This window comes from Pseudomonas sp. Root562 (genome assembly GCF_001427125.1).
Lineage (GTDB): Bacteria > Pseudomonadota > Gammaproteobacteria > Pseudomonadales > Pseudomonadaceae > Aquipseudomonas.
In genome coordinates this window covers 584,540-609,929 of record NZ_LMGK01000001.1, presented here as the reverse complement: position 1 = coordinate 609,929, position 25,390 = coordinate 584,540, and the positions used below count along the sequence as shown (strand labels likewise).

General features: G+C 60.7%; 21 protein-coding genes and 1 pseudogene. 15 read left to right on the top strand and 7 right to left on the bottom strand.

Annotation, left to right across the window (positions count from 1 at the left end):
• Positions 1 to 16: 16 nt before the first annotated feature.
• Positions 17 to 1,030 (top strand): zinc-binding alcohol dehydrogenase family protein, encoded by a 1,014-nt coding sequence (locus ASD60_RS02730; protein ID WP_056852512.1) that lies wholly within the window; start codon positions 17 to 19, stop codon positions 1,028 to 1,030.
• 169 nt (positions 1,031 to 1,199) lie between these two features.
• Entirely contained in the window at positions 1,200 to 1,373 is a 174-nt protein-coding gene (locus tag ASD60_RS29110) for a hypothetical protein (protein ID WP_177336546.1), read from the top strand.
• 3 nt (positions 1,374 to 1,376) lie between these two features.
• Here ASD60_RS29110 and ASD60_RS02725 read toward each other — a convergent pair whose 3' ends face one another.
• Both ASD60_RS02725 and ASD60_RS02720 read right to left on the bottom strand, forming a co-directional pair.
• Entirely contained in the window at positions 1,377 to 2,573 is a 1,197-nt protein-coding gene (locus ASD60_RS02725; RefSeq protein ID WP_056852511.1) for a multidrug effflux MFS transporter, read from the bottom strand.
• Positions 2,574 to 2,664: 91 nt separating this feature from the next.
• Positions 2,665 to 2,862, bottom strand: coding sequence for a heavy-metal-associated domain-containing protein (locus tag ASD60_RS02720; RefSeq protein ID WP_056852510.1), 198 nt, complete (start codon positions 2,860 to 2,862; stop codon positions 2,665 to 2,667).
• Positions 2,863 to 3,021: 159 nt separating this feature from the next.
• Here ASD60_RS02720 and ASD60_RS02715 point away from each other — a divergent pair, with 159 nt between their 5' ends.
• From ASD60_RS02715 to cueR, 3 genes are all read left to right on the top strand, one after another.
• Positions 3,022 to 3,405: a hypothetical protein gene (locus tag ASD60_RS02715; protein ID WP_056852509.1), complete on the top strand. Its 384-nt coding sequence runs from the start codon at positions 3,022 to 3,024 to the stop codon at positions 3,403 to 3,405.
• A 182-nt stretch (positions 3,406 to 3,587) separates the two neighbouring features.
• The gene (locus tag ASD60_RS02710; RefSeq protein WP_056852508.1) at positions 3,588 to 5,981 is read left to right on the top strand and encodes a heavy metal translocating P-type ATPase; all 2,394 of its coding nucleotides are present in this window, start codon (positions 3,588 to 3,590) and stop codon (positions 5,979 to 5,981) included.
• Positions 5,978 to 6,376 carry a Cu(I)-responsive transcriptional regulator gene (cueR, locus tag ASD60_RS02705; protein ID WP_056852507.1) on the top strand — a complete coding sequence of 133 codons (399 nt, stop codon included), beginning with the start codon at positions 5,978 to 5,980 and terminating at the stop codon, positions 6,374 to 6,376. Before ASD60_RS02710 ends, cueR begins: the two co-directional genes overlap by 4 nt.
• Before the next feature lie 71 nt (positions 6,377 to 6,447).
• Here cueR and ASD60_RS02700 read toward each other — a convergent pair whose 3' ends face one another.
• A complete protein-coding gene (locus ASD60_RS02700) occupies positions 6,448 to 7,341 on the bottom strand; it encodes a PA4780 family RIO1-like protein kinase (RefSeq protein ID WP_056852506.1) in 894 nt (297 codons plus the stop codon).
• A 457-nt stretch (positions 7,342 to 7,798) separates the two neighbouring features.
• Here ASD60_RS02700 and ASD60_RS29735 point away from each other — a divergent pair.
• Together ASD60_RS29735 and ASD60_RS29730 are read left to right on the top strand one after the other, a co-directional pair.
• Positions 7,799 to 8,887 (top strand): annotated as a pseudogene (locus ASD60_RS29735) (cache domain-containing protein); the annotation flags it as partial.
• A gap of 90 nt (positions 8,888 to 8,977) precedes the next feature.
• Positions 8,978 to 9,745, top strand: coding sequence for a methyl-accepting chemotaxis protein (locus ASD60_RS29730; RefSeq protein WP_412071308.1), 768 nt, complete (start codon positions 8,978 to 8,980; stop codon positions 9,743 to 9,745).
• Between the two features lie 119 nt (positions 9,746 to 9,864).
• Here ASD60_RS29730 and ASD60_RS02685 read toward each other — a convergent pair whose 3' ends face one another.
• Complete coding sequence (locus ASD60_RS02685; protein WP_056852503.1) at positions 9,865 to 10,656, bottom strand: AraC family transcriptional regulator; 792 nt, start codon at positions 10,654 to 10,656, stop codon at positions 9,865 to 9,867.
• 175 nt (positions 10,657 to 10,831) lie between these two features.
• Positions 10,832 to 12,109, bottom strand: coding sequence for an acetyl-CoA C-acetyltransferase (locus ASD60_RS02680; RefSeq protein ID WP_056852502.1), 1,278 nt, complete (start codon positions 12,107 to 12,109; stop codon positions 10,832 to 10,834).
• Positions 12,110 to 12,353: 244 nt separating this feature from the next.
• Here ASD60_RS02680 and ASD60_RS02675 point away from each other — a divergent pair, with 244 nt between their 5' ends.
• From ASD60_RS02675 to ASD60_RS02660, 4 genes are all read left to right on the top strand, one after another.
• Positions 12,354 to 13,706 carry a 3-oxoacyl-ACP reductase gene (locus ASD60_RS02675; protein WP_056852501.1) on the top strand — a complete coding sequence of 451 codons (1,353 nt, stop codon included), beginning with the start codon at positions 12,354 to 12,356 and terminating at the stop codon, positions 13,704 to 13,706.
• A 2-nt stretch (positions 13,707 to 13,708) separates the two neighbouring features.
• Entirely contained in the window at positions 13,709 to 14,563 is an 855-nt protein-coding gene (locus ASD60_RS02670; RefSeq protein ID WP_056852500.1) for a MaoC family dehydratase, read from the top strand.
• 338 nt (positions 14,564 to 14,901) lie between these two features.
• Positions 14,902 to 16,398 carry a collagen-like triple helix repeat-containing protein gene (locus tag ASD60_RS02665; RefSeq protein ID WP_056852499.1) on the top strand — a complete coding sequence of 499 codons (1,497 nt, stop codon included), beginning with the start codon at positions 14,902 to 14,904 and terminating at the stop codon, positions 16,396 to 16,398.
• A 138-nt stretch (positions 16,399 to 16,536) separates the two neighbouring features.
• Entirely contained in the window at positions 16,537 to 18,207 is a 1,671-nt protein-coding gene (locus ASD60_RS02660) for a ShlB/FhaC/HecB family hemolysin secretion/activation protein (protein ID WP_056852498.1), read from the top strand.
• A 1,486-nt stretch (positions 18,208 to 19,693) separates the two neighbouring features.
• Here ASD60_RS02660 and ASD60_RS02650 read toward each other — a convergent pair.
• Both ASD60_RS02650 and ASD60_RS02645 read right to left on the bottom strand, forming a co-directional pair.
• Positions 19,694 to 20,107 carry a response regulator gene (locus tag ASD60_RS02650; RefSeq protein ID WP_056852496.1) on the bottom strand — a complete coding sequence of 138 codons (414 nt, stop codon included), beginning with the start codon at positions 20,105 to 20,107 and terminating at the stop codon, positions 19,694 to 19,696.
• Between the two features lie 66 nt (positions 20,108 to 20,173).
• Positions 20,174 to 20,371, bottom strand: a complete 198-nt coding sequence (locus ASD60_RS02645; protein WP_056852495.1) for a Flp family type IVb pilin — start codon at positions 20,369 to 20,371, stop codon at positions 20,174 to 20,176.
• Between the two features lie 321 nt (positions 20,372 to 20,692).
• On the opposite strand from ASD60_RS02645, the gene cpaB reads away from it, so the two are divergent.
• Genes cpaB through ASD60_RS02625 form a run of 4 tightly spaced genes read left to right on the top strand, consistent with a single transcriptional unit; the run spans position 20,693 to position 25,388 of the window.
• Positions 20,693 to 21,643, top strand: coding sequence for a Flp pilus assembly protein CpaB (gene cpaB, locus ASD60_RS02640; RefSeq protein WP_056852494.1), 951 nt, complete (start codon positions 20,693 to 20,695; stop codon positions 21,641 to 21,643).
• A gap of 21 nt (positions 21,644 to 21,664) precedes the next feature.
• The gene (locus tag ASD60_RS02635; protein WP_056852493.1) at positions 21,665 to 22,927 is read left to right on the top strand and encodes a type II and III secretion system protein family protein; all 1,263 of its coding nucleotides are present in this window, start codon (positions 21,665 to 21,667) and stop codon (positions 22,925 to 22,927) included.
• Complete coding sequence (locus ASD60_RS02630; RefSeq protein ID WP_056852492.1) at positions 22,924 to 24,111, top strand: AAA family ATPase; 1,188 nt, start codon at positions 22,924 to 22,926, stop codon at positions 24,109 to 24,111. Before ASD60_RS02635 ends, ASD60_RS02630 begins: the two co-directional genes overlap by 4 nt.
• Positions 24,108 to 25,388, top strand: coding sequence for a CpaF family protein (locus ASD60_RS02625; RefSeq protein ID WP_056852491.1), 1,281 nt, complete (start codon positions 24,108 to 24,110; stop codon positions 25,386 to 25,388). Before ASD60_RS02630 ends, ASD60_RS02625 begins: the two co-directional genes overlap by 4 nt.
• Positions 25,389 to 25,390: the final 2 nt, after the last annotated feature.

Sequence of the window (25,390 nt, the reverse complement as noted above, 5' to 3'; positions counted from 1 at the left end):
TGTTGCGGAGCCACACATGAAAGCCATTGCCTATTACGCGTCCCTGCCAATCAGCGACGAAAAATCCCTGCAGGACATCGAACTGCCTGAGCCGGTCGCCGGGCCGCGTGATCTGTTGGTGGAGGTCAAAGCGATTTCGGTCAATCCGGTGGATACCAAGGTCCGCCAGAACGTCCAGCCTGAAGGCGGCGCAGCCAAAGTGCTGGGCTGGGACGTGGCCGGTGTGGTCAAAGCGGTCGGCAGCGAAGTGACGTTGTTCAAGGCCGGCGACAAGGTGTTCTACGCTGGCTCCATCGCCCGCTCCGGTGGCAATAGCGAACTGCACGTGGTGGATGAGCGGATCGTCGGCCATATGCCGAAAACCCTGGGTTTCGCCGAAGCCGCCGCCCTGCCGTTAACCGCGATTACCGCCTGGGAGTTGCTCTTCGAACGCCTGCAAGTGCCCGAAGGTAATACAGACGAAAACCAAAGCCTGCTGATCGTCGGCGCGGCCGGTGGAGTGGGCTCGATTCTCACGCAACTGGCCAGGCAGCTTACCGGGCTGAGCGTCATCGGCACCGCCTCACGTCCACAGACGCAAAGCTGGGTGAAAGAACTGGGCGCCCATCACGTGATCGATCACAGCCAGCCACTGAGCGAAGCACTCAAGCGCGCAGGCATCAACCAGGTCACTCACGTTGCCAGTCTGACCCAGACCGATCATCACCTGGATCAATTGGTCGAGGCGTTGGCACCGCAAGGCAAACTGGCGCTGATCGACGATCCGAAAACCCTCGACGTAACCAAGCTCAAGCGCAAGAGCCTGTCGCTGCACTGGGAATTCATGTACACCCGCTCACTGTTTGAAACTGCGGACATGATCGAGCAGCACCATCTGCTCAACCGCGTGGCGCAGTTGATCGATGCTGGCACATTGAAAACCACGGTAGGCGAACATTTCGGCACCATCAGTGCAGCGAATCTGCGCCGTGCACATGCCTTGCTGGAAAGCGGCAAATCCAAGGGCAAGATTGTGCTGGAAGGGTTTTAACCACCGGTAAAAAACATCGCAGGCCGCCCCAGAGCCTGCGATGTGTTTTGTTACAAACCGTCAGTCCGACAGTTATGCCCTGTCACGATAGCGATCGCATTCAGGTCTACAATCGAATCTCCTGCGAGGCCACCTTCTACGAGACATCTTTTACAAGAGGAATTCGGTAATGAAGATCCTGTTAAAAGAATTGGCAAAATCCCAGTGGCAAGTCCGCCTGGATCAACATGTCGTAACGTTCCGCAGCGAGTCCGAAGCCCGCAATTTCATGCGCACCCTGGAATCACGCATTCAAGCGCCTCACTCAATCCCCGTACTCCAACCACAGCGTGCTGCCGGCTGACCCTTAAACCGGGGCTTGCGCCATTGCCCGGGCATTTTGCAAACGCCGGGTGAACATCGCCACGCTCACCACCAGAATTGCACACAGGCTGATGACCATGGCCATCGGCATGGCGCTGCCGTCGTGCAGAACTCCCACCAGCGCGGCAGCACCGGCGGCCACGCTGAACTGCAGGCATCCGAGCATCGCCGAAGCGCTGCCGGCGCGAGCGCCCTGGCCGTTCATGGCGCACGCCGATGCGTTTGGCAGAATGCAGCCGAGGCTGGCAATACAGACAAAGAGCGGGATCAGTAACGGCCACAGCTGTGTCGTGTGCAATGCACTGACGCCAAGCAGAGTCAGGCCGGCACCCAGGTAGACCCACACGGCACGCGCAAGCAGGAATGCCGGCCCGCGCTTGGCCAGCAAACGCGCATTGACCTGCGCCACCAGAATGAAACCCGCGGCATTGGCACCGAAGAACCAGCCGAAATGTTCGGCCGGAACGCCATAAAGTTTGATGAAGACGAACGGTGAACCGGCAATGTAGGAAAACATCCCGGCGATGGCGATACCACCGGTCAACGCGTGGCCGAGGTACACCGGTTCTTTCAAGAGCCGAGCATATTGGCGCAACGCCCCCGATAGCGGTTGGCGTGGCAAATGGGCCGGCATGCTCTCGGGCAAGCCGAGTGCCACAGCCAACCCTGCCAGAGCACTGAAACCGGTCAGCGCAAGAAAGATCGACTGCCAGCCCGTCGTATTGACCAACAGGCCGCCAAGCATCGGCGCCAGAATCGGCGCTAGCCCCATCACCAGCATCAGCTGTGAAAACACTTTCGCCGAACCCACCGCGTCGCATTTGTCGCTTACGATCGCCCGGGAAATCACCATTCCCGCGCATCCGCCCAATGCCTGGACAAAACGTGCACCGATCAGCCATTCCAGGTTCGGCGCATAGGCGCACGCCAGCGAAGCGGCGGTGAACAGCCCCACGCCGGTGAGCAAAGGAATGCGCCGCCCGAAACGATCCGCCACCGGCCCGTAAGCCAGTTGGCCGATGGACAGGCCGAGGAAGTAGGCGGCCAATGTCAGCTGAACGTGTTTTTCATCCGTACCGAACGCGAGCGCCATGGCCGGGAAAGCCGGCAGGTAGAAATCGATCGCCAGTGGACCGAAAGCGCTTAACGCGCCAAGAATCAGAATGGTACGGAAGTTCATCAGGCACCCAGGGGCATTAGTCGGCAGCCCGACAGTCTAGCCGCGCATGGACGCCTTGAACATTACGATAGCTCGCTAACTATTAAAAAGATCAGGCGAGTTTGGCGCCATAGCCCTCTTCGCTGATCGCCTCGATCACCTGTTGCGCTGTCAGGGCACTCTCGACGCCGACCTCTTTCGCCGCCAGATCGACCCGTACGCTGGCCGCAGGATCTTTAGCCTGAACGGCCTCGGTGATGGCCCTGACGCAATGACCGCAGGACATACCTTCAACATTGAACACTTGCATGGAAAACTCCCTGGATGTGGCTCTTGAATGAGGTTGAGTACAGTCTCGAGCTTGCCACCATGGCAAGGTCAAGTTCTGAAGTGATCTGCCGGGCTGGCAATCATCGTCGCGCTCGGCCAAGCTGCGAGCATCAATGACTCGATCTCAGGAGATTCAGCCATGCGCTGGTCAGTTTTCAGCCTGTTTGGCTTCCTCAGCCTTTTCGCCGCCGTGCCGTCGGCCAGTGCCGCCGGGGAGGACTATGGCGTGCTGATCATTTCCCGCGAGCGCCTGGAAGTCGCGACCAGCTGCGAAATCGGCGTGTACATCCAGGACCAATTGGCGGCGCGGCTGTTCCAGGAACAAAGCACCTCATTCAATCTGCCGCCGGGCAATGTGTCCCTGCGCCTCAAACTGCTGCCGGGTCAGGTGCCTGGCTGCAATCCGGGCATGTTGGCGCCGGGCTCGCAGGACATTCAGCTCCGGGCGGGCGATGTGCTCAAGTACCGGATTGCGATGACGCAGGAAGGGATGTACCTGAAGCGCGCAGGGCTCGGTTACTGAAGACCACCACCCTGTAGGCGCGAGGCTTTCCCGCGAAGGGGTCATTTCATTCGATATCGATTATTGAATGTGGCGCGCCCTTCGCGGGCAAGCCTCGCTCCTGCATAGGCAAAACTTTGCGCTTGACCTTGCCAGCATGGCAAGGTTGATCCTGTAGACATCTACTACAGGGAGTGCGACCGATGTCCGATTCCACCACGTTCGATCTGCCGATTGCCGGCATGACCTGCGCCAGTTGCGCCGGCCGTGTCGAGCGCGCCTTGAGCAAGGTCATCGGGGCCAGCGCCGTGAGCGTCAACCTCGCCACCGAACAGGCGCGGGTTCAGGCGCCAGCCGATAGCCTGCCAGCCTTGATGGATGCCGTGGCAAAGGCTGGCTACAGCGTGCCACAGCAGCCCCTTGAATTAAACATCGACGGCATGACCTGCGCGTCCTGCGTCGGCCGCGTCGAGCGTGCGCTGACCAAAGTGCCCGGGGTGAAAAGCGTCAGCGTCAACCTGGCGAACGAGCGCGCTCATCTTGAACTGCTCGGGCAGATCGATCCGCAAATCTTGATCGGCGCCGTGACCAAGGCCGGCTATGGCGCCAGCGTCCGGGAAGCCGAACACCCGCAAACCGACAATCAACAGTCCCGCCTGCAACACGAACGCTGGGCCTTGATCGCGGCCATCACCCTCGCCTTGCCGCTTGTCTTGCCGATGCTCCTGCAACCGTTCGGTGTGCATTGGATGCTCCCGGCGTGGGCGCAATTTGCCCTGGCCACCCCGGTGCAATTCATCTTCGGCGCGCGGTTTTATGTGGCGGCGTGGAAAGCTGTGCGCGCCGGTGCCGGCAACATGGATTTGCTGGTCGCACTGGGCACCAGCGCCGGTTATGGCTTGAGTATCTACGAGTGGGCCATCGCTGCCGGACGCATGCCGCATCTGTATTTCGAAGCGTCGGCGGTGGTGATTGCCTTGGTGTTGCTGGGCAAGTACCTGGAAAGCCGCGCCAAGCGCCAGACTGCCAGCGCCATCCGCGCACTCGAAGCGTTACGCCCGGAGCGGGCGATTCAGGTGATCGATGGTCGTGAACAAGATGTCGCCATCAGTGCCCTGCGCTTGAATGATCTGGTGCTGGTCAAACCCGGCGAACGCTTTCCGGTGGACGGCGAAGTGATCGAAGGCCAAAGCCATGCCGATGAAGCGTTGATCAGCGGTGAAAGCCTGCCGGTACCGAAACAACCCGGCGATAAAGTGACCGGCGGTGCGATCAACGGTGAAGGTCGATTACTGGTCCGCACTCGGGCGCTCGGCGCGGAAACCGTGTTGGCACGCATCATTCGCCTGGTGGAAGACGCTCAGGCAGCGAAGGCACCGATCCAGAAACTGGTGGATAAAGTCAGCCAGATCTTCGTGCCCGTGGTGCTGTTGCTGGCCCTGGCGACGCTGATTGGCTGGTGGCTGTATGGCGCACCACTGGAAACGGCGCTGATCAACGCCGTTGCGGTGCTGGTGATCGCCTGTCCTTGTGCGTTGGGCCTGGCCACACCCACGGCGATCATGGCCGGCACCGGGGTGGCGGCGCGTTACGGAATTCTGATCAAGGACGCCGAAGCGCTGGAACGTGCCCATGAAGTCAGTGCGGTGGTGTTCGACAAGACCGGCACCCTGACCTCCGGAGCCCCACGCATCGCGCACTTGAGTGCGGTGGACGGTGACGAAGCCGCCCTGCTGCAATGGGCCGGCGCGCTGCAACGGGGCAGTGAACACCCTTTGGCCAAAGCCGTACTGGACGCCTGTACTGAACGCAGGTTGCAGGTGGACGACGTCACCGACAGCCAATCGCTGACCGGACGCGGCATTGCCGGCACCCTTGAAGGTCGACGACTGGCGCTGGGCAACCGGCGTCTGCTTGAAGAAAGCGGCCTGAACGCCGGTGCCCTGGCTGAATCCGCCGCAGCGTGGGAAACCGAAGGCCGTACCTTGTCCTGGCTGATCGAACAAAAACCCGAACCACGGGTGCTGGGCCTGTTTGCCTTTGGCGACACGCTCAAGCCCGGTGCTCTGCAAGCGGTACAGCAATTGAGCGCACGGCACATCAGCAGCCATTTGCTGACCGGCGACAATCGCGGCAGTGCCAACGTGGTTGCGCAGGCACTGGGCATCAGAGACGTGCACGCCGAAGTGTTGCCAGCGGACAAAGCCGCGACGGTGGCTGCGCTGAAACAGACCGGCGTGGTGGCGATGGTCGGCGACGGCATCAACGACGCCCCGGCCCTGGCCGCGGCCGACATCGGCATCGCCATGGGCGGCGGCACCGACGTGGCCATGCACGCCGCCGGCATCACCTTGATGCGCGGCGATCCGCGCTTGGTGCCCGCGGCGCTGGAGATCAGTCGCAAGACCTACGCGAAAATCCGCCAAAACCTGTTCTGGGCGTTCGTCTATAACCTGATTGGTATTCCGCTGGCAGCGTTCGGTTTCCTCAACCCGGTACTGGCCGGCGCAGCGATGGCGTTGTCGAGCGTCAGCGTGGTGAGCAATGCGTTACTGTTGAAAACCTGGAAACCCGCGGAATTGGAGAACAATCGATGAACATCGGTCAAGCGGCCCGGCACAGTGGCCTGAGCGCAAAAATGATCCGGTATTACGAATCCATTGGATTGCTCAAGGCAGCCCACCGTACCGACAGCGGTTATCGGATGTACGGTGATGACGACTTGCACACCCTCGCCTTCATCAAGCGCTCGCGGGACCTGGGGTTTTCCCTGGAAGAAGTCGGCAAGCTGCTGGCCCTGTGGCACGATCGCCAACGTGCCAGTGCCGATGTGAAGGCGCTGGCCCGCCAGCATATCGATGAACTGAACCAGAAGATCCGCGAGTTGGGGCAATTGCGCGATACCTTGCAGGACCTGGTTGAGCACTGTCAGGGCGATCACCGACCTGATTGTCCGATTCTGAAGAACCTTGAGTCGGGGTGCTGTGCCTGATCGCAGCTTCTACAGGAGGATGTGTGTTGTGCATAAAAAACCCGGCCGAAGCCGGGTTTTTGTTTAGCCGATCACTGCATCCATGGCGGAGGCGGCTCTTCGGTTTTGCTGGCTGGCGCATCGTCAGCGGCACGGGCCGCTTGCTTGCGCTCTTCATCCAGGCGCGCCGCCTCGATCTCACGCATGATGCCGCCAACGTCGGCCAGCTCTTCCGGCTCGTCGAACTCGCCGGTCAGGACGCTGGCCGGGTGCAGGGTGCCGGCCTCGTACAAGGCCCACATTTCCTTGGCATAACGGGTCTTTTTCAACTCCGGTGCGAACCGCCCGAAGTACGACGCCATATTGCCCACATCCCGTTCCAGCATGCTGAACGCGTGGTTGTTGCCCGCGGCATCCACCGCTTGCGGCAAGTCGATGATCACCGGACCGGTCGGCGTCAGCAGAACGTTGAACTCGGACAGGTCACCGTGCACCAAACCGGTACACAACATCAGCACGATCTGCGAAATCAGAAAGGCGTGATACTCGCGGGCCTGATCAGGCTCCAGCACCACGTCGTTCAATCGCGGCGCGGCGTCGCCATATTCGTCGGCCACCAGCTCCATGAGCAGCACGCCTTCGAGGAAGTCATACGGCTTGGGCACCCGCACGCCGGCACTGGCCAGACGGAACAGCGCCGCCACTTCGGCGTTCTGCCAGGCGTCTTCGGTTTCCTTGCGGCCAAACTTGGAGCCCTTGGCCATGGCCCGGGCCTGACGGCTGTTGCGCACCTTGCGGCCTTCCTGGTACTCGGCTGCCTGGCGGAAACTGCGTTTATTCGCCTCCTTGTAGACCTTCGCGCAACGTAGCTGGTTGCCGCAGCGCACTACATAAACAGCTGCTTCTTTACCACTCATGAGTGGGCGCAGCACCTCGTCGACCAGACCGTCCTCGATCAGGGGTTCAATGCGTTTTGGAGTCTTCATCAGCTTTTATTGTGGGTCCTTTATTACCAAACACGCGAAAGTCATTCGTTATACGGCAATCCACTCACCGGTGGGAGGGGGGGCCGACCTATGAACACTGCCAGGAGCAACACAAAGCACACAATGTGCCGGATTCCTCACAAAAACCTGACGTCCATCGCCGGGCGCCAATGATCATAGCCGAGGCTGTGTCGCTTGTTCTTCAGGGCCTGCGAGGGCATTTGTGACAGAAGCTGACATCCGCCTTCCCGCGCTTCGCAGGATTTTTCCTGGCGCCCCTCAATTTCCTCCGACAACAGCCGAAGTCCTAAGTGACAAAGTGAATTGTCCGACAAACGCTTCCCCAACAAATAGCGCATCGCACTCAAGGATTCGAGTAGACCAAGAACGTTGTCGGCTGCCAAAAATCCGCGAGTCATCTGCACTGCGTGGGCCTACAAGAAAATCTGGAGCGCGGATGAACATCAAACAGAAGTTGACCTGGGCGTTTGCAATCATCGCCTGCTTGCCCGTGGTGCTGGTCGCCACCCTCGTTGTGCTGAACTTGCGCAGTGATGCCAAGGACGGATTCGTCGACAGCAGCGGCCGAGAAATCCGTCAGGTCAGCAATGCCATGCAACTGTTTTTCGACGGTATCAGCCAGAACGTCGAGTACCTGGCCAAGCAACCGTTGATCAAGAATTCCGACGACAGCCTCAAGACCTACATGGCCGCCAACGCCGAGACCATCCCCCAAGGCGAGATGGACAAAAAGATCTTCGGCTTCCTGCAGGACCTGGGCAATGCTCACCCATCCTATGCCTACGCGATTCTCGGCACCGCCGCCGGTGGCTACGTGTCGTGGCCGGACGATGCCAAGCTGGCCAACTACGACCCGCGCCAGCGTCCGTGGTACAAGGCGGCCCAGGCAAAACCGGGCAAGCCGTTCCGTACCGAGGCCTATTACTGGGCCGAAAACGACACGTCCTACGTCAGCACCGTACGCACCATCGATAACAAGCTGGGCAGCAATGGCGGCGTGGTCAGCATCGACGTGTCGCTCAAACAGCTCACCGAACTGGTGAAGCAGATCAAGCTCGGCGAAACCGGCTACCTGATGCTGCTGGAAAACTCCGGCACCGTGCTGGTTGACCCAAAGCAACCAGAGCACAATTTCAAGGCCCTGAGCAGCCTCGGCGAAGGTTATGCGCAGCTGGCCAAGGCTGGCAAAGGCCTGGTCGAAGTCGAACTCGATGGCGAGCGCTACATGGCCAACGTCTGGCCGTCGGAGCAACTGGGCTGGACCTTCATCGGCCTGATCAAGCAAAGCGACGTAATGAGCACCGCGACCCAGCTGACCTGGTTGATCGCGATCATTGCAGCGGTGCTGGCGGTGATCTTCGCCGTGGTCGGCGCCAGTTTCGCCAGCGTCATCGTGCGTCCGATCCGCAGCGTGGCCGATGGCCTGGAAGGTATCGCCCAAGGTGAAGGCGACCTGACAAAAAACCTGCAGATCCGTGGCAGCGACGAAACCGCGCAACTGGCCAGCTGGTTCAACCAGTTCCTCACCGCGATTCGCAACCTGATCCAGAGCATCGGCGGTGCCGCGACGAAGATTCTCGCCACGTCCAAAAGCTCGACCCAGGTTTCCAGCGATATGGCTGAAGCCGCCGGGCGCCAGCGTGAAGCGGTGGACATGGTGTCCACGGCGTTCCACGAAATGGTCGCCACCGCCAACGAAGTGGCACGCTCCTGCAGCCAGGCCGCCGAATCCGCCGACAGTGGCCAGCGTCAGGCCCGCGAAGGCCAGCAGCAGATCGACGCGGCAGTGAGCAGCGTCGATCGCCTGAGCCAGGAAATCGAACAGTCCGCACAATCGATGCAACAGCTTGAGCGCGACAGCAATGACATTCAGTCGATCCTCGGCACCATTCGCTCGATCGCCGAACAGACCAACCTGCTTGCGTTGAACGCGGCCATCGAAGCGGCGCGGGCCGGTGAGCAGGGGCGTGGCTTTGCGGTGGTGGCGGACGAAGTGCGGGCACTGGCCAAACGCACGGCCGACTCCACCGCGGAGATCGACGGGCTGCTAGGCAACCTGGCCAAGCGCACCAGCCAGGTGACGCAACAGATGCACGCCAGCCTGGAAGTGTCGCAGCAGTCGGTATCACGCATCGGCGAAGCGCGCAGCAGCTTCGGGCAGATCCGCGAGTCGGTGGACGTGATCCGCGACATGAACACACAGATCGCCACCGCGGCGGAACAACAGCACCAGGTGGCCGAAGACATCAACCGGCACATCAGCCAGATCCATGGCGATGCGCAACTGGTGGCCGAACTGGCGAACTCGGCGCGCCTGGATTCGCAGAGCCTGGCCGGGTTGTCCAATGAGCTGGACGGGTTGGTGCGCCGTTTCCGCACCTGACCGGCGGACCGCTGCGCGGTCAATCGCTGGCAAGCCAGCTCCCACAGGTTATGCGTCGAGCCGAAATCATGCGGCTCACATCATTCTCTGTGGGAGCTGGCTTGCCAGCGATGGGGCCCTTACTGCCGAAACAACTCTCCCGGGGTAAACCCGAACAGACTTTTGAACGCCGCAATAAACGCCGACGTCGAGTCATATCCACAAGCCAGCGCGACATTGGTCACGCTGTCACCCTCTTCCAGCAAACTCAATGATGACAGCAAGCGCGCACGTTGCCGCCAGCCACGGAAGCTCAACCCGGTTTCACGCTGGAACAGGCGCATCAGGGTTTTTTCCGATGTGCCCAGGCGCTCTGCCCATGCCTGCAACGTCACGTTGCGGTCGGGGTTTTCAATCAGCTCGTTGCATAAACCCAGCAACCGTTCGTGGCGAGGCAATGGCAGGGAAAAACCGACTTCCGGCAACCCGGCCAATTGATCGAGCAACACACTCACCAACCGCGCCTCCTGGCTGTCGCCCTGCGGGTACTCCACAGGCAGCAAACAAAAACTCTTGATCAACTCCCGCGCCAACGGTGTCACTTCCAGCACCCGGCAACGCCCGTCCGCCCACTGGCAATCTTCACGTCGCACATAGAGGCTGCGCATCTCGGCGCGCATCGACGTCACCACTTGGTGATCAAGGTCCGCTGGAATCCAGATGCCCCACTGCGGTGGCGCAAAGAAACTGCCTTCAGCGGTGTGCACCCCGAGAACGCCACTGATGGCATAGGAAAACTGCACCCAGTCGTGGCGATGGGAAGGGGTCCATGAACCCGCATTGAGGCTCTCGACCCGGGCATACAACGGACGCGGCAGCACGGTGATCGGCGGGATGCTTCGTTCGAGGGAAATTTGTCCGTTGGTCGGCATTGACTGGCCTTGTGTTGCGAGGCGGCTGATGGGCGGACGTTAGGCCATGTCCCCCATCGAATCAACACCACAATTCTTTGTAGGAGCAAAGCTTGCTCGCGATAGCGGAATGCCAGGCAAATTGTTGCTGACTGATTCACCGCTATCGCGAGCAAGCTTTGCTCCTACGGGGACCTTAGCGCTCGATGATTGCTGTCACGCCTTGGCCGCCTGCCGCGCAAATTGAAATCAGCCCTCTTCCCTTCCCCGCCGCGTCGAGCAGCTTCGCCAGGTTCGCAACAATTCGCCCTCCCGTGGCGGCGAACGGATGCCCCGCCGCCAGTGAACTGCCTTTGACGTTGAGTCGGCTGCGATCGATCGAACCCAGCGCAGCATCGAGGCCGAGGCGGGTTTTGCAGTATTGCGGATCTTCCCAGGCCTTCAATGTGCACAGCACCTGTGCGGCGAAGGCTTCGTGAATCTCGTAGTAGTCGAAGTCCTGCAAGCTCAGGCCGTTGCGCGCCAGCAAACGCGGAACCGCGTAAACCGGCGCCATCAACAAGCCTTCGGCACCGTTGACGAAGTCCACCGCCGCGGCCTCGCCGTCACGCAGGTACGCCAGAATCGGCAAGCCACGCTCATTGGCCCATTGTTCACTGCCCAGCAACACCAGCGACGCACCATCGGTCAGCGGTGTGGAGTTACCTGCGGTCAGCGTGCCCTTGGCGCTTTTTTCGTAGGCCGGTTTAAGCGCGGCAAGTTTTTCCAGTGTCGAATCAGCCCGCAAATTATTGTCACGGGTCAGACCGAGGAACGGCGTCATCAGATCGTTGTGCCAACCTTCGGCATAGGACGCCGCCAACTTCTGATGACTTTCCAGAGCCAGTTGATCCTGTTCTGCGCGGGGGATGTTCCAGGTTTGCGCCATCAACTCGCAATGTTGCCCCATGGACAAACCGGTGCGCGGCTCGCCGTTGCGCGGGAATTCGGGGATCAGATGCTGCGGTCGCAATTGCAGAAAGGTTTTCAGTTTGTCGCCCGTGCTCTTGGCACGGTTGGCCTGCAGGAGGATTTTGCGCAGCCCTTCGCTGACGCTGATCGGCGCATCGGAGGTGGTATCAACGCCACCGGCAATGCCGCACTCGATCTGCCCCAGGGCAATCTTGTTGGCCACCAGCAACGCAGCTTCCAGTCCGGTACCGCACGCCTGCTGAATGTCATAGGCCGGGGTTGCAGGCGACAAGCGCGAGCCGAGTACGCATTCGCGGGTCAGGTTCATGTCTCGCGACAACTTGAGTACCGCGCCGGCGACCACCTCGCCGATGCGCTGACCGTGCAGGTTGTAGCGTTCGATCAAGCCTTCGAGCGCGGCGGTGAGCATCACCTGGTTGCTGGCGGTGGCGTATGGCCCGTTGGACCTGGCGAAGGGAATCCGGTTACCGCCGATGATTGCGACGCGACGCAGTTGAGTCATGAAAATCCCCTGATGAAATATCCGATGTGGAAACCGTCCTCTGTAGGAGCGAAGCTTGCTCGCGAAGGTGTATCAGCTACATTTATGTCAACTGATACACCTTCGCGAGCAAGCTTCGCTCCTACAGGGATTCGGTTGTCATTTATATCCCGCCTGGTTCAAGCGTAGGCCTTATCTCGTGGATCGAACGACTGATTGCCATTCGTGGTCCACACTTTGAACCCCAGCTTTCGGAGCGCGTTCCATGTCTGACCGCTATATCGACTTTGCCAATTCATCCATCGGCCATCGTCTGGTCGGCGCCTTGGGCCTGCCTTCACCGACTCGGCTGGAGCGCTGGCAAGCCGGTCGGCTGCGTCCGGTGGAGGGTGCTCTGCTGATTGGCGGCGGGCCATTGGCGGAGAACGTCAGCGCCTTTGCCAATCGCCTGACCGACGCGATCTACAGCTACGGCACGGAACCCTCGATGGCGACGGCGTGGATTCCCGGGCACGGCCCGAAACTCAAAGCCGTGGTGTACGACGCCAGCAATCTGCTGCACACCGATCAGCTCAAGCAGCTGCGCGAGTTCTTCCAGCCATTGATGAAAAATCTCGATCACAGTGCGCACCTGGTGATTCTCGGGCGTGACCCGCAGACCTTGACCGACCCGTTCGCCGCCAGCGCCCAACGTGCGCTCGAAGGTTTCAGCCGCTCGCTGGCCAAGGAACTGCGCAGCGGCGGCACCTTGCAACTGATCCATGTCGGCGAAGGTGCCGAAGATCAACTGGAAGGCCCGCTGCGGTTTTTCCTTTCGCCAAAAAGCGCGTTCGTTTCCGGCCAAGTAATTCGCCTGAATCCCTGCGATACGCCGGTGACGGACTGGACGCGACCGCTGGCCGGACGCAAGGCGCTGGTCACCGGTGCCGCGCGAGGCATCGGCGCATCCATTGCCGAGACCCTGGCCCGGGACGGTGCCGACGTCATTCTGCTGGACGTGCCACCGGCCAAAAATGATCTGGAGGCCCTCGCCGCCCGCTTGGGTGGACGTAGCATCACCCTGGATATCTGTGCCGAAGACGCCGCCGCGCACCTGGTCGAACAACTGCCCGACGGGGTCGATATCGTGGTGCACAACGCCGGCATCACCCGCGACAAAACGTTGGCCAACATGACCCCGGAATTCTGGGACGCGGTGCTTGCAGTCAACCTCAACGCGCCACAAGTGTTGACCAAAGCCTTGCTCGATAACGGCACCCTGCGCGACAACGGCCGGGTGATTCTGTTGGCGTCGATCAGCGGCATCGCCGGTAACCGCGGGCAAACCAACTACGCGGCGAGCAAGGCTGGGCTGATCGGTCTGGCGCAAGCCTGGGCACCGCTATTGCAAGCGCGGGGTATCAGCATCAACGCCGTGGCGCCGGGTTTTATCGAAACCCAAATGACCGCGCACATCCCGTTTGGCCTTCGCGAAGCCGGGCGGCGCATGAGTTCGTTGGGCCAGGGCGGCTTGCCGCAAGACGTTGCCGAAGCGGTGGCCTGGCTGGCTCAACCGGGCACCGGGGCCTTCACCGGGCAAGCCTTGCGTGTGTGCGGGCAAAGTGTTTTGGGGGCTTAGGCATGAGCATCGACTGGCACACACTCAATCGCGAACCCAGCCTGCCGGGACTGTACGCACAGGCGGCGACGCGACGAAAAATCACGGGGACCAGCTTGCCGACCACTGGCCTGCGCTGCTGGGTCGATGTCGATGCAAAGCGTCTGGCGGCCTATCGCAAGGTCTGCGGTTTTGCCGACAACAGCCTGCTGCCACCCACTTACCCACATATCCTCGCCTTCGCCTTGCAGATGCAATTGCTGACTGCCAAGGACTTTCCGTTTCCGTTGCTGGGGCTGATTCATCTGAGCAATCGCATTCGCGTGCTGCGCCCCATGGGTGGACTCAATCGGGCGCGTGTCAGCGTGCATGTGGAAAACTTGCAACCCCATGCCAAAGGCGCGACGTTCGATCTGGTGACCACCCTGGATGATCAACTCGGGCCGCTGTGGGAGGCGCAAAGCCAGATGCTGTGCCGAGGGGTCAAACTCGAAGGCGAGCCCGTGGAGGAAGTGTTGGCGTCGACAATGACGCTCACGCAAGTGGCCCAGTGGAAGGCGCCAGCGGATATTGGCCGGCAATACGCCAAGGTGTCCGGGGACTACAATCCGATTCACCTGAGCTCGGCCAGCGCCAAACTGTTCGGCTTTCCATCGGCCATCGCCCATGGGCTTTGGAACAAGGCTCGCACACTGGCCGCGTTGGCCGAACATCTGCCGGCGGCAAACATCGAGATCGCGGTGCAATTCAAAAAGCCGGTTCGCCTGCCCAGCGAAGTCGCATTGCTTTCCAGCGCGGCGGGGTCCAGTGGTGATCTGCAATTGATCGGGGCTGGGGATCTTGAACACATGGTCGGGCATTGGCGACCGGTTGCCTGACAGATCAACAGATCGCAGCCTGCGGGGCTGCGATCTTTTCGGCTCCCTAACATGGTCAATTGTGTATATATCACTTAAGTTTTCTCCCTCCTCGCCTTCTCCCTCTCCAGCCACAGCCTTCTTGATTTAAAAGGCATTTTCACCCGCGGCTAACCCCAAGGTATTAGCCCTTAGGCAGCACGCGCGCGCGTGTATAAAACGGTTTAATACCAAGTGGAGAATGGCGTTGCAGAAGCCTTGCGATTGATATGTGGACAACGGACGGAGGCATGGCCGGCGACAGAACCGGTCAGCCATCGAAGACAACGACGTTGTTACAGGTGCAAGGACTTTCAATCATGAAAACTCAAGTTTTGTGCAAATCCGCAATTGCATTGGCGCTCATTCTCTCGCTAGGTCTGGCCGGTTGCAGCAGCGGCGGTGGCGGTCATGACAGCAGCTCCGACAGTTCCTCACCCGATGGCCAGACCTCTGCGGGTGCTGGTGGTGCAGCCGGTGGTTCAGACGGCACCGCTGGCACAGGCGGTGGCGGTGGCGGCACCACTGACCCGACCAGTCCGACCAATCCAACCGACCCCACCAACCCGACCAATCCAACGGTAACGCCGCTGGTGACCACCACCCTGCTTCAGGACGTCGGCACCACTGTCGGTGGCGTCGGCGATGGCGTAGGGCAGATCGGCGATTCGCTGGGCTCGGTTCCGGTGGTCGGTGGCGTGGTACAAAGCGTGGTCAACACCACCGGCAACGTGGTCAGCACATTGGGTGACGGCGTGGCCGATGGCTTGGGCAAACTCGGCACCGATCCGAATGGCCTCGGTGTCACCGCCTCGGCAGTCGGCGGCGTCGTGCAGGATGTCGGTGACGGCGTTTCCGATGTCAGCGGCAAACTCGCGACCGCCACCAACAGCGTGCCGGTGGTGGGTGGCGTAGTGACCCGCGTTGCGCCGGTGCTCGATGGGGTCGGCGAGCGAGTCACCATGCTTGGCGACACGTTGAGCACCGCGACCACCAGCGGTCCGCTGGGCTCAGTGACCCAGGAAGTCGGCAACAAACTGGTGCCGGTGATCGCCATGGTCGAGAGCACCACCGACAAGGTCGGCGACGCCACCGGCCTGGGCGATCCGCTCAAGGGCATCGTGCAGAAAGTCGGCGACACGGTTGATGGCATAGGTGGAAAAGTCACCGATGCCGGCAACGGCAACGCACTGACCAACACCGTCGGTGGCACCCTGAGCAACACCGGCACAGCGGTCGGCAAGGTCGGAGGCCTGCTGGCCAACGGCAGCGGATCTGGCGGCGGCCTGGGTGGCAACGGCCTGTTGGAAACCGTCGGCGGCGCTGTGGTCAACGTCGGTAGCGGGCTGAACATCGGCAACACCAATGGTGTGGTCAGCGCGGTCGGCGTGAACGGTGCGGCAGGCGGTAATCTGATCGCCTCGGTGGGAAGTGCTCTGGGCGGTAGCGGTATCGCCAATACCGGACCGACCGCGGCGCTGGGCACCGTCGCCACAAGCATCGGGGCCGCGATCAATCCCGTCACCACTGGCGTGACCGGCCTGACCCAAAACATCGGCAGCGCGACCGGCATTGGCTCCCCGGTCGCCAGCCTCACCGGCCAGGTCGGCGGCGCCGTTGCCAACCTCGGCGGCGCGATTACCGGCAGCAACGCCAACCCGGTTGTCGCCGCAGTCGGCACCACCGTCACCACCGTGGGCGGCACCGTTGCGGCGGTCGGCGGGCTGGTCAACAGCGGCACCGGCACCGGCACCTCCGGTGGCCTGGGCGGCGTGTTGGGTGGGCTGACCGGCGCACTGGGAGGAAACCAACGCTGAATTGCACCTGGCCGATTCGACGGCCTTACCTACAGCGCCTACGCTTGGTTGGAGGCGGAAGATTCTGATCAGTCTTCCGTCTTTTTCTTTGGGTCACGAAGACCCACGCGACACAGCGGTTTGAACAGGGAGTGTCCTATGCGCATTTTGCCTTGCCTGCTGTTACTGCCCCTCAGTTGCACCGCTTTCGCCGACACCCTCCCCAGCTTCCTCAACAGCAACGACACGATCCGCAACCTGCCGGTACCCAACCTGCCCGCCGACGCCTATCGTCCAACAGCCGCCCCCCTTCAAGTGCCGGAGCCCGGCGCCACACAAGCGCAACCGTTGATGATGGGTACCAAGGTCAATCTCAAAACCGTGCAGATCGAAGGCGGGACCATTTACCCGCTGACGGAACTGGCCGCCATTTACCAACCGCTGCTGGGCCACGAAACCAGCCTGGCCGACCTGATCGAAGCGACCCGCAACATCACCCGCCGCTATCAACAGGATGGCTACTTGCTGTCCTACGCGTTTCTGCCACGGCAGTCGTTCGATAACGGTGTGGCGCGGGTGGTGCTGGTGGAAGGCTACATCAGGAATTACCAACTGCAGGGCGACATCGGACGGGTCAAAGGCCTGCTCGACAAACTGGTGGCCAAACTCCAGACCGAACGGCCGCTGACCCGCAAAACGTTCGAACGTTACACCACGTTGATGAGCCGAATACCCGGCGTGACCCTGCAAGCGCAAGTCCCGCCGCCGGGCACCACCGATGGCGCGACCGACCTTATCGCCCAGGCCAGCCGCAAGCCCTTCACCAGCAGCCTGAGCACCACCGACGACAACCGCAACGGCACCCAGGCCTTGCTCGGCGTGAGCAGCAACTCCCAGACCGCCATGGGAGAACAACTGAGCCTCAGCGGCCTGTTTCCACCGGGGGCTGACGATGAACATTACTATCGTCTGGACTACAACCAGTTCCTCAATGCCGAAGGCACGCAACTGGCACTGTCCGCCTCCCGCTACCGCGCCGACCTTGGTACGAATATCAGACTCGATAACGGCCTTGAGCTCGAACCCCACCGGGAAAACGACCGGTATTCCATTGGCTTCAGCCATCCGGTCATTGCCTCGCCCAACGAACTGCTCAGTGCCGGCGCGCGGTTATATGCCGTCAACGACAAGACCCGCTACAAAGTGGTGGGTTTCCCGCTCAGCGTTGAAGAACGCACCGACGTCCGCGCCCTGGCGTTCGAAAGCGACTGGCGCAAGGCCGATGCGCAACAACTGCGCATCATCAGCGGCGGGCTGTACCAGGGCCTCGACAGCATGGGCGCAGAAACCAACAACAGCGCCCTCGACCTGGACTTCTTCCGTCTGCGCCTGTCAGGGGTGCAAAGCGATAAATTCTTCGACCACTGGCAAGGCGTGCTGTCGGCCGCGTGGTACTGGAGCGACGACACCCTGCCCGACAGCGAACGCGCTGTGTTCGGCGGACAAAACTTCGGCCGCGGCTACCCTGACGACCAGGCATCCGGCGACAAGGGCTGGGGCGCGGCTTACGAAGTGAACTACAGCTTCAACCGCGACGGAAACTGGGTCAGGGTCCTGCAACCTTATGTGGTCCTGGACCGGGCCAAGACCTGGTTCAACCAACTGCCGGTCAAAGGCAGCGACATGTCATCGGCAGCCGTGGGTTTGCGATTTGGCGATGCCAGGTACTACAACATTGCACTCGAGGCGGCCAAACCCATGTCCGATGAGGCACTGGATACCTTCAACCGCAAGCCGCGGTACAGCATCAGTTTCAGTTATCAGTTGTAGGGTGGGTGAGGGATGGGGGCATCTTTTGGAGAATGGTCGGCTGTCAGGCCGCCATCGCTGGCAAGCCAGCTCCCACAGGGTTGGAGTGCATCTGGTAGGGATTGGTTGGCTGTCAGGCCGGCATCGCCAGCAGGGCTGGCTCCTACAATTGGATTGGGGACATCTGATAGAGGTTGGTCGGCTGTGAGGCCGTCATCGCTGGCAAGCCACAGTGGATCCCGGTGTGATCGGGATTTTCGACCACAGACTGTAGGAGTGAGCCTGCTCGCGATAGCGGTGGATCAGTCAACTCACCTGATGAATGAGAATCCGCCATCGCGAGCAGGCTCACTCCTACAAATGGATTGGGGACATCTGATAGAGGTTGGTCGGCTGTGAGGCCGTCATCGCTGGCAAGCCACAGTGGATCCCGGTGTGATCGGGATTTTCGACCACAGAAGATCCCCTGTAGGAGTGAGCCTGCTCGCGATAGCGGTGGATCAGTCAACTCACCTGTTGAATGAGAATCCGCCATCGCGAGCAGGCTCACTCCTACAGTTGGATTGGGGGCATCTGGTAGAGAATGGTTGGCTGTCAGGCCGCCATCGCTGGCAAGCCAGTTTCCACTATGGATCCCGGTGTGATCGGGATTTTCGACCACTGAAGATCCCCTGTAGRAGTGAGCCTGCTCGCGATAGCGGTGGATCAGTCAACTCACCTGATGAATGAGAATCCGCCATCGCGAGCAGGCTCACTCCTACAAATGGATTGGGGACATCTGATAGAGGTTGGTCGGCTGTGAGGCCGTCATCGATGAATGAGAATCCGCCATCGCGAGCAGGCTCACTCCTACAAATGGATTGGGGACATCTGATAGAGGTTGGTCGGCTGTGAGGCCGTCATCGCTGGCAAGCCAGCTCCCACAGAAGAGCAAAAGCAATAGCAGAAGCAGAAGCAGAAGCAGAAGCAGAAGCAGAAGCAGAAGCAGAAGCAGAAGCAGAACACCACCCAACCGCCGTTGCTTCTCACCACTCAACAGGCCGAGCGTTAGCTCGCCTGCAGCTTTTGATCTTGATCCACCCGCCCCCTCGGCAGGCTGAGTGGAGGCGTTTATCCGGGGGTGGGCGCGCAGCGCCGTGCGGCGTAGCCGCACACATCGAGAGGAGGTCGTCGCGAAGCAGACCGGAGGCGATGCCCCCGGATGAATGCCGGAGCGAANGGGGGTGGGCGCGCAGCGCCGTGCGGCGTAGCCGCACACATCGAGAGGAGGTCGTCGCGAAGCAGACCGGAGGCGATGCCCCCGGATGAATGCCGGAGCGAAGGAACCCCGAGCCTCAGCGAGGGGCCGTACGTACGGGGCGAGACTTTTTGGTTACTTTTGTGTCGTTTGACAAAAGTGACCCGCTGTAAAAGCGGAACCATAAGCCGCCGTTACCGCAGGAATGGATATGTACGCAACCAACCAAGAGCCTGGTCGGCCCAGAGGCCGCCAAGGCCAAGACCGCAATCACCCCTTGACCAAATAAACCTGCGGCAAAGGAAAAAGATTATTCAACGTCTCCAACAACCGCACGTGATAAATCGGCTTGCGAAACAAATCCAGCACCTGCAAGCGCAACATGTCACTGACATCGTCCATGTCCGCATGCCCCGACATCACAATCACCGGCAAATGCTGACGCGACGTATGCTCGCGCAACCGCTTGATCAACGACATGCCACTCTCCTCCGGCATGCGCAGATCAGTGATGACCAGCGCAATATCCGGATGTTGCGTCAGCGTTTGCAGCGCCAGCTTGACCGATGTCGCCGTGAAACAAACGAAGCCCTCACCCTCCAGCAATTCCGCCAATTCAAGCACTGCGTCCTCTTCGTCATCGACCAGAAGAAGTTGCTGTCGTGACGCTACTGAAGCATTCATAAGGCAACCCTGCAATGGACTGAACGCTGACGTTTGGATCACTTAAATCAGGCGCACGACTGACTGTCACAAGGCAGCTTTGATCGACGTAAAGGTAGTGGAGATGGCGGTCTTGACGTCTGTGCTGAACCCGGCCAGAACCACCGCCACCATGGCAGCGATAATCGCATACTCAATACCCGAAGCACCCTCGGTATCCTTGACCAGCCCCTTGTAGAAAACGAACTCCGATTTGACCTTCTGAACCAGCTTGGAAAAAGGCATGACATGTCTCCTGAAGCACCCGGGTGTTGCACAAGCGCAACATGATTCCCCTATGCCAGCATCAGCATTGTCGGCATTCCCCCTTCCAACAACTGTAACAACGCATTAATACGAAAGTATTAGTCGTTTCGTTGACGTCAAAAAACCCTGCATTTCATCGAATTCTTTAACTTTGCCCAGATATTTCGCTCTGGGTAATGGCGTTTTGCTCTAGCTGCGCTACGGTCAAATAGCGAAATCGTTTTATGTTCATAGCTGCCTGATTGCGAAGTTTTCTCGTTGGAAAGCGAGGCTTTAAGCAGCAGGAAAGGGAGAGCCGTCATGAACAGCCGTTTCATCCTGGGTCTTGCCGGATTGTCTCTGGTGGGTGCGGTCATTGCCGGTTACCTGGGCTTCACACTGACCCGCCAACCCGTCGCCGCGCCCGTTGTGCAAACCGGGACCGATACGACCACCTCCACCGTACAACCGACCGCGCCTGTTGAAGAAGACACCACTCGCCAACCCGTCGTGGTACTGCAACGGGACATCGCGCCGTTTGTACAAATCACCGCCGACGATGTCGCCCTGGAAAAACTTCGTACCGTCCCCGCGGGCAGCCTCACCCAACTTGACCAGGCCATTGGCCGCACGCCTTGGCGCGCCCTTCGCGCCGGCAGTTGGCTGAGCGATGAAAGTTTCGAAGCTGGCAGTAACTTGGCGCGGATGATTCGTCCCGATGAACGCGCTCTGGCCGTCGCCGTGGATGAAGTGATCAACGCCGGGGGTCAACTGACGCCGGGCGATTATGTCGATGTGCTGCTGTTTTTGCGCGGCGACGCCATCAACCTGCAACCGTCGGCGCAACTGGTGGTACCGGCCTTGCGTGTACTGGGCGTGGGCGAGCAAATGGGCTTGACCAACAACGGCCAGCCCGCCAGCCCGGCTCGCAGTAACGACGACAAACTCAGGCAGGAACAACAACGCGCTGGCGCCCGCACCGTGCTGCTCGCCGTGCCCGAACAACTGCTCAGCCGCTTGATGCTCGCAGCACAGGCCGGGGTATTGCGCCTGGCGGTGCGCAGCGCCGATGAAAAACGCCTGGCCCGTTACTGGGCCGGCCAGAGCGAATCCCCGGCCAACATCGCCAACGCCAATCGCGAACTGGTGCAGTTCAATCAACTGGCCATGACAGCTCCTCCCAAACCGATCACCAACAGTGGCGCAACCACACCACGCAAGTCCGCTGTGGAAGTGATCCGCGGTAATGAAATCACTCAACAGACCCCCTGAATCGTGCAAGGACGCCTTTTAATGCGCAGACGTTTTACGCCGTTGTTCAACGGCTTGATCTGGGCCACCTTGCTGGGCAGCTTACCGCTGGCGTCAGCAAACGCTGCAACCGGCAGTTGCGCCACGCTCGGCCCATTGCCGGCCGCGCTGGAAGTGGGCGAAGGGCAGCAACAGGAGTTGCAATCGCCCGTAGCGATTACCCGGATCGCCGTGGGTGACCCGAAAATCGCCGATGTGCGGGTCAACGGCAATCAGGCGTTCCTGATCACCGGCGTCGCCTCCGGCACGACCAGCCTGATGGTCTGGACGGCCTGCGCCAGTGCACCCCGCCAAAGCATGGTGTTCGTCCAGGGTCGCGCGACGACGGCCATGACCACTGCACGACAGCTACCCTCCGCTGATCCCTTGCTGCCATCGCAGGTACAGACCGACATTCGCTTCGTCGAAGTCAGCCGCACCAAACTCAAGGAAGCCAGCACGTCGATCTACGGCAAAAGCTCGAACTTCCTGTTCGGCTCCCCCGGCACGGTGCCGAACACCGCGGTGACACCACGGGTATTCCCGCTGCGCAACCTTGACCCGCGCATTGCCGTGCCGAGCATTCCGCTGGCCAATGACATGTACAACATCGTCGCCGGTGGCGGTAACTTCCTCGCGATCATCAATGCCATGGAGGGCAGTGGCTTCGCCTACACTCTGGCCCGGCCGAGCCTGGTGGCACTCAGCGGACAAAGCGCAAGCTTCCTGGCGGGCGGTGAGATTCCGATCCCGATTCCCAGCGCCAACAGCGACAGCTATTCCATCGAATACAAGGAATTCGGCATCCGCCTGACGCTCACACCCACTGTGATCGGCAATGACCAGATCGCCCTCAAGGTCGCACCCGAAGTCAGCGAACTGGACTACAACAATGCCGTGACCATCGGCGGCACCACCGTGCCGGCCTTCACCATTCGCCGCACCGACACCAGCATCTCCCTGGCCGACGGCGAGAGCTTCGTCATCAGCGGCTTGATCAGCACGCAAAACACCTCGCAGGTGAACAAGTTTCCGGGGCTGGGCGATATCCCGATCCTCGGTGCGTTCTTCCGCAGTTCCGCGATCAATCGCGAAGAGCGGGAACTGCTGATGATCGTCACCCCGCACCTGGTGCAACCATTGGCGGTGAATGCACAGCTGCCATCGCTGCCCGGTGAAAAACTGCGCAACTACGATCCCAACTGGTATCGCCTGTACTTCCTTGAAAACGGCGACTTCGATAAACGCAGCGGGCTATCGCAATGAGCCAGAACCTCAGCCAGACCTTTCTTGCGATCACGCGCAACAGCACCGATCTTGAATGGCTGCAAGGCGCCCTCGCGCCGTTGGGCCAGGTGGTCAGTGCCGGGGGCGGTAGCCTCGACGAACTGCTGGCGCTGGTCGACGTGACCTTCGCCAACCTGGTGTTCGTGGGCCTTGACCGTGAACACGTGGTCGCACAGTGCGCGTTGATCGAAGGCGCGCTGGAAGCCAAACCGATGTTGGCCATCGTCGCGCTGGGCGACGGCATGGACAACCAACTGGTACTCAATGCCATGCGGGCCGGTGCGCGGGACTTTGTCGCCTACGGTTCACGTTCCAGTGAGGTCGCCGGATTGGTGCGGCGCCTGAGCAAACGCCTGCCGGCCGTGGCGCCCAGCAACCATTTGGGCGGCCTGACCGTGCTGTATGGCGTGCAGAGCAATGCCGACGGTGCGCTGCTTGCCAATCACATGGCGCAAGTAGTGCAGAAGAGCGGCCAGCAGACGCTGCTGCTCGACCTCGGATTACCCCGCGGCGACAGCCTGGCCTTGCTCGGTCTGGAGAGTTCGTTTCATTTTGGCGATGCCTTGCGCCATGTCCGCCGCCTCGATGCCACGCTGATCGACAGCGCCTTCACCCGCTGCGAAGTCGGCCTGCGCATTCTCGCCTACGCCAACAACGATGAACCGCTGGAACACACCAGCGCTGCCGAGTTGTACATGCTGCTCAGCGCCCTGCGCCAACACTTCCAGCACATCGTGGTGAACCTCACCGGCCAGCCCGACAGTGAAGCCCTGCGCACCTTCGTCAGCCATTGCGACAAGCTGTTGTGGTACACCGACCAGAACGTGCTTGATTGCCGCCGCAACCTGGCGGTGCTCAACCTGTGGCGCGAAAAAGGTGTGAAGCTCGATCACGCCAAACTGCTGGTCGACCGTTATCTGCGCAGCGTGGCGCCGGACTCAGATGCCCTGGGCAAAAGCTTCGGCATGGAAATCATCGCCACCCTGGCCTACTGCCCCGAAGTGCGCCTGAACGCAAAGAACCAGGGTGTGACCCTGTTCGAACTGGCCCCACGAGAAGTCCTTACTCAAAGCCTGCGCACCCTCGGTGAACGCCTGGCCAAACGCTCCGAAAGCCTGGCCAAACCCAAGTCCTGGTTCAGTCGCTTGAGAGGTGTGCAATGAGCGCGGAAAAACTCTTCGGCGCCAGCCCGCGCGCGGTGGCCGGCAATACCGATCATGAAGGCCTGAAACTGGTGCTGCACCGCTACATCATCGATGCCATCGAAGAGTCCGGCAAAAACCTGCTGGAAGGTTCGCGGCAAGTGTTGTCGCAGTTCGTCATCGACAAAGTGGCCGAATACATCGCGCGCCTGCACCTGGCGATTTCCCGCTACGAGATGGAGCGCCTGGCCGAAGAAATCGTCGACGAGCTCACCGGTTTCGGCCCGCTGGAAGTGCTGCTGCGTGATTCGGCCGTGACCGAAATTCTGGTCAATGGCCCGCATCGGGTGTTTATCGAGCGTGACGGTGTGCTGCACCAAAGCGATTTGCGTTTCATCGATGCGCACCACGTCGAACGCGTCATGCAACGCATTCTTGCGCCACTGGGACGCAGGCTCGATGAGTCATCGCCGATGGTCGATGCGCGCCTGCCGGACGGCAGCCGGGTCAACGCGATCATTCCCCCGATTGCGCTGGACGGCCCTTGCCTGTCGATTCGAAAGTTCCGCCAGGACATGCTCAAGAGCACCGACCTGATGGCCATGCAAACCATCGATCAAGCGATCTACGAATTCCTCCAGGAAGCCGTGGGCAAGCGCTGCAATATCTTGATCAGTGGCGGCACCGGCACCGGCAAGACCACGCTGCTGAACATCCTCAGCCAGTTGATCAACCCCCATGAACGCCTGGTGACCATCGAAGACGTCGCCGAATTGCAACTGGGCCACCCGCACGTGGTGCGCCTGGAAACCCGCCCGCCGAATGCCGAGGGCCATGGCGAGGTGAAGGCCAGCGACCTGATTCGCAACGCCCTGCGGATGCGTCCGGACCGGATCATCCTCGGCGAGATCCGCGGTGTCGAAGTGGTCGACGTACTGACGGCGATGAACACCGGCCACGACGGCTCCATGAGTACCGTGCACGCCAACAATGCCCAGGATGCTTTGCTGCGCCTGGAAACACTGGTCGGTCTGACGGGCCGCAGCATCGCCGAACGGACCTTGCGCCAGATGATCTGCGCCGCGCTGGACGTGGTGATTCAGTTGACCCGCATGCCCGACGGTCGCCGTTGCGTCAGCGAGGTGGTGGAGGTCATCGGCATCCGCGAAGACGTCTACGTGACCAATACCCTGTTCCGCCTCGACCGACGCAGTGGCTTTGGTTTCCTGCGCGAGGCGCTCAACCCGGCTGGCGACAAATTGCGTCGCGAGTCGACGCTCTCCCCTATCGCGTACTGAAG

Bases quoted from the DNA above. Each gene is read 5' to 3' on its own strand.
- ASD60_RS02675 (WP_056852501.1), top strand. From the start codon at position 12,354: ATGTCTGACCGCTATATCGACTTTGCCAATTCATCCATCGGCCATCGT.
- ASD60_RS02625 (WP_056852491.1), top strand. From the start codon at position 24,108: ATGAGCGCGGAAAAACTCTTCGGCGCCAGCCCGCGCGCGGTGGCCGGC.
- ASD60_RS02715 (WP_056852509.1), top strand. From the start codon at position 3,022: ATGCGCTGGTCAGTTTTCAGCCTGTTTGGCTTCCTCAGCCTTTTCGCC.
- ASD60_RS02720 (WP_056852510.1), bottom strand. From the start codon at position 2,862: ATGCAAGTGTTCAATGTTGAAGGTATGTCCTGCGGTCATTGCGTCAGG.
- ASD60_RS02685 (WP_056852503.1), bottom strand. From the start codon at position 10,656: ATGCCGACCAACGGACAAATTTCCCTCGAACGAAGCATCCCGCCGATC.
- ASD60_RS02725 (WP_056852511.1), bottom strand. From the start codon at position 2,573: ATGAACTTCCGTACCATTCTGATTCTTGGCGCGTTAAGCGCTTTCGGT.
- ASD60_RS02670 (WP_056852500.1), top strand. From the start codon at position 13,709: ATGAGCATCGACTGGCACACACTCAATCGCGAACCCAGCCTGCCGGGA.
- ASD60_RS29730 (WP_412071308.1), top strand. From the start codon at position 8,978: ATGGCTGAAGCCGCCGGGCGCCAGCGTGAAGCGGTGGACATGGTGTCC.
- ASD60_RS02730 (WP_056852512.1), top strand. From the start codon at position 17: ATGAAAGCCATTGCCTATTACGCGTCCCTGCCAATCAGCGACGAAAAA.
- ASD60_RS02700 (WP_056852506.1), bottom strand. From the start codon at position 7,341: ATGAAGACTCCAAAACGCATTGAACCCCTGATCGAGGACGGTCTGGTC.
- ASD60_RS02650 (WP_056852496.1), bottom strand. From the start codon at position 20,107: ATGAATGCTTCAGTAGCGTCACGACAGCAACTTCTTCTGGTCGATGAC.
- cpaB (WP_056852494.1), top strand. From the start codon at position 20,693: ATGAACAGCCGTTTCATCCTGGGTCTTGCCGGATTGTCTCTGGTGGGT.
- ASD60_RS02710 (WP_056852508.1), top strand. From the start codon at position 3,588: ATGTCCGATTCCACCACGTTCGATCTGCCGATTGCCGGCATGACCTGC.
- ASD60_RS02645 (WP_056852495.1), bottom strand. From the start codon at position 20,371: ATGCCTTTTTCCAAGCTGGTTCAGAAGGTCAAATCGGAGTTCGTTTTC.
- ASD60_RS02660 (WP_056852498.1), top strand. From the start codon at position 16,537: ATGCGCATTTTGCCTTGCCTGCTGTTACTGCCCCTCAGTTGCACCGCT.
- ASD60_RS29110 (WP_177336546.1), top strand. From the start codon at position 1,200: ATGAAGATCCTGTTAAAAGAATTGGCAAAATCCCAGTGGCAAGTCCGC.
- ASD60_RS02630 (WP_056852492.1), top strand. From the start codon at position 22,924: ATGAGCCAGAACCTCAGCCAGACCTTTCTTGCGATCACGCGCAACAGC.
- ASD60_RS02680 (WP_056852502.1), bottom strand. From the start codon at position 12,109: ATGACTCAACTGCGTCGCGTCGCAATCATCGGCGGTAACCGGATTCCC.
- ASD60_RS02635 (WP_056852493.1), top strand. From the start codon at position 21,665: ATGCGCAGACGTTTTACGCCGTTGTTCAACGGCTTGATCTGGGCCACC.
- cueR (WP_056852507.1), top strand. From the start codon at position 5,978: ATGAACATCGGTCAAGCGGCCCGGCACAGTGGCCTGAGCGCAAAAATG.
- ASD60_RS02665 (WP_056852499.1), top strand. From the start codon at position 14,902: ATGAAAACTCAAGTTTTGTGCAAATCCGCAATTGCATTGGCGCTCATT.